Annotated in this window: 3 protein-coding genes; 2 read left to right on the top strand and 1 reads right to left on the bottom strand. The window is 72.5% G+C overall.

Annotated features, from left to right (window positions below; translation table 11 throughout):
* A partial coding sequence (locus GWK61_RS53910; RefSeq protein ID WP_228564525.1) for an RICIN domain-containing protein occupies positions 1–858 on the top strand: 858 nt, incomplete at its 5' end.
* A gap of 155 nt (positions 859–1,013) precedes the next feature.
* On the opposite strand, the gene GWK61_RS53915 is transcribed toward GWK61_RS53910, so the two are convergent.
* The gene (locus GWK61_RS53915; protein WP_194922185.1) at positions 1,014–1,784 is read right to left on the bottom strand and encodes a DUF4232 domain-containing protein; all 771 of its coding nucleotides are present in this window, start codon (positions 1,782–1,784) and stop codon (positions 1,014–1,016) included.
* Positions 1,785–1,922: 138 nt separating this feature from the next.
* Between GWK61_RS53915 and GWK61_RS53920 the strand changes: the two genes are divergently transcribed.
* The coding region (locus tag GWK61_RS53920) for a helix-turn-helix domain-containing protein (protein ID WP_228564526.1) at positions 1,923–2,491 on the top strand (569 nt) is incomplete at its 3' end.

The following is a 2,491-nucleotide window of genomic DNA, read 5'->3' on the forward strand; positions in this document are numbered from 1 at the left end:
GGGCAGGCCGGGGTCGGTGGGGATGACAAAGCTTCGGATGACACTTCGCTGCTGCCGCCAGTGCCGGCTGAACCCGCCGGACCCGCGGTCAGTCCTGTCAGCCCGGCAGGCGCGACTGGTCCCGGTGCCGCGTTCGCCTCGCCGCCGGTGCCTCCCGGCCGGTCGGACTACGGCGCTTCCGGCTATCCGGCCTACGAGGCCGATCCCCCGACGCGACGCAAGCCGCTGGTCGTCGGCGGCGTCGTCGCAGCGGTGGTGCTGATCGGCGGGGTCACGCTCGGGGTGACCAAGCCGTGGCACCGGACGGACAACAGCGTCTCGACCGTCCCCGGCGTGCCGACCAGCTCGACGTCGGTGCCGACCATCCCGGCCGCGGCCGCGGCCACCTCGGGCCCGACGACACCGTCCGCGACCATCAGCACCCCGACACCGACCCCCACCCCGACGGCCGCGAAGCCGACCACGCTCGTGTCGATGACCCTGTGCCTGGACGCGGCCTCCGGCGCCGGCGGCGTCCAATCCGGCGCGAAGGTCACCGCCACGAACTGCCACGGCAGCCCGAACCAGGCGTGGCAGCTCCAGCCGGACGGCACGATCCACTCCATGGCCGTCGCGAACCTGTGCCTCGACGCGGCCGCCCCGAGCGGCAAGGTCCTGAACGCCGCGCAGGTCTCGGCCTGGACCTGCCACGGCGGCCCGAACCAGGACTGGGTCTGGAACGCCAACGGCACGGTCTCGCCGATGGCGAATACCGGGCTGTGCCTGGACGCCGCGGGGCCGGTGCCGATCCACGCGGGGGCGAACGTGACGGCGTGGCCGTGCAACGGTGGGCCGAACGAGAAGTGGGCCAAGCAGTAGCAGTAGCGAAGCGGCTTTAAGCAGCAGCCGCATACCGCTCAGGAGTCGCAGCCCCCAAAGCCGCGGTTGGCGGTTGAGTACTAAAAGCTGTTCAGCACAACAGCGCGGGGCCCGGCTCACCCCTGCAGAGTCGGGCCCCGCGCTCGTCCCCCGCGCTACTGCGGCGTGTTGGCGCCCTGCATCGAGGCGACCGCGTCCGCGACGCCGGCCTCGTAGAGCCCCAACTTCGGCTTGCCGACGGAGCCGCCGCCGAGCGGGAAGTTCTTCGTGGCCGCGTTCGGCATGGTGTCCGCAGGCAGGACGTTGATCTCGTCGAGGGTCGTGGGGGTGCCCGTGCCGGAGCCGGCGGGGTTGAGGTCCAGGACGGCGTAGGCGGTCTTGCCCGCGTAGAGCACGTAGGCCGGCGGGCCGCCGAGTCCTCCGGGGATCAGCGGCTTCAGGTCCTTGCTGTGGTCCGCGGACTGCGCGTTGCCCAGGCTCACCAGCGGGAAGTAGCTCAGACCGCAGGAGGTGGCGCCGTTGTTGTGCACCGCGATCAGGCGGCGCGTCGGCACATCGGTCATGCGCGAGACCTGGAGCGTCACCTGCGAGGCGGCGCAGCGGTGCGTGTAGGCGTAGCTGTCGTCGTTGTGCGGGGCGGACGGAGTGGACGGGGCCGACGGGGCGCTGGTCGGCGGCTTCCCGCTGTTCGAGGCCTTGGTCGGAGCCGACGCCGGCGATGACGCAGACGTCGACGCCGTGCTCCCAGCCGTCCCGATCCCCGACGAAGGCGTGTCCGACGGAGCACCCACGGCCGCCGACGTCGAACTGCTCCCGGCGGCCGGGCCCGCCCCGGACGCGGCGGACTTCGAGGACGCGCAGGCACTGAGCGAGACGGCACCGCACAGCGCGACGACGACGGCGGACGAGAGCGTGATCTTCTTCATGGCCACCACCGTGCCGCCCCCGCCGTCCCACCCGCCAGCCCTCAACGCCGATGCGGGACGCTGGAACGATTCCAGGTACCCTGAGCTGCGACGTCACCCGTTCCTGGAACGGCGGCGAGGAACGGGGAGGAGCAGATCTTGGCTGGGCGCACCGACGATTTCGCGGCACGACTGCGGCAACTGAAGGACCGTTCCGGACGCAGCTACGGCGCCCTGGCCCAACGCCTCCACACCAGCACCTCGACCCTCCACCGCTACTGCAACGGCACCACCGTCCCCGCCGAGTTCGCCCCGGCGGAGCGCTTCGCCCGGGCGTGCGGCGCGACGCCGGAGGAGGTGCTGGCGCTGCACCGGCTGTGGCTCCTCGCCGACGCCGAGCGACGGGCCGAGGCCGGAACGGGACGCGCGGAAACTGCGGCATCAAGCGCCGCCGAGGTGCAGCCTGACAGCGAGCCCCCGCCGAGCGCACATCGCGAGCCGAACTCCGCCGCAGAGTCTTCAGCCGCACCCGCTTCGCCCGGCACGCACCTCGGTAACCCGCCGAGCGCCCCCGTCGTGATCAGCCCGGGCAGTCACACCGAAGCCGGCCGCACCAGCTCCAACAAGTGGCTCAAGCCCGCCCTCGCCGGACTCGCCGCAGCCGCCGTCCTCGTCCCGCTGGCCCTCTACGCCACCCACGACTCCCACTCCGGCACCTCGCCCCACTC

The organism is Catenulispora rubra, from assembly GCF_015356825.1.
Taxonomy (GTDB): domain Bacteria; phylum Actinomycetota; class Actinomycetes; order Streptomycetales; family Catenulisporaceae; genus Catenulispora; species Catenulispora rubra.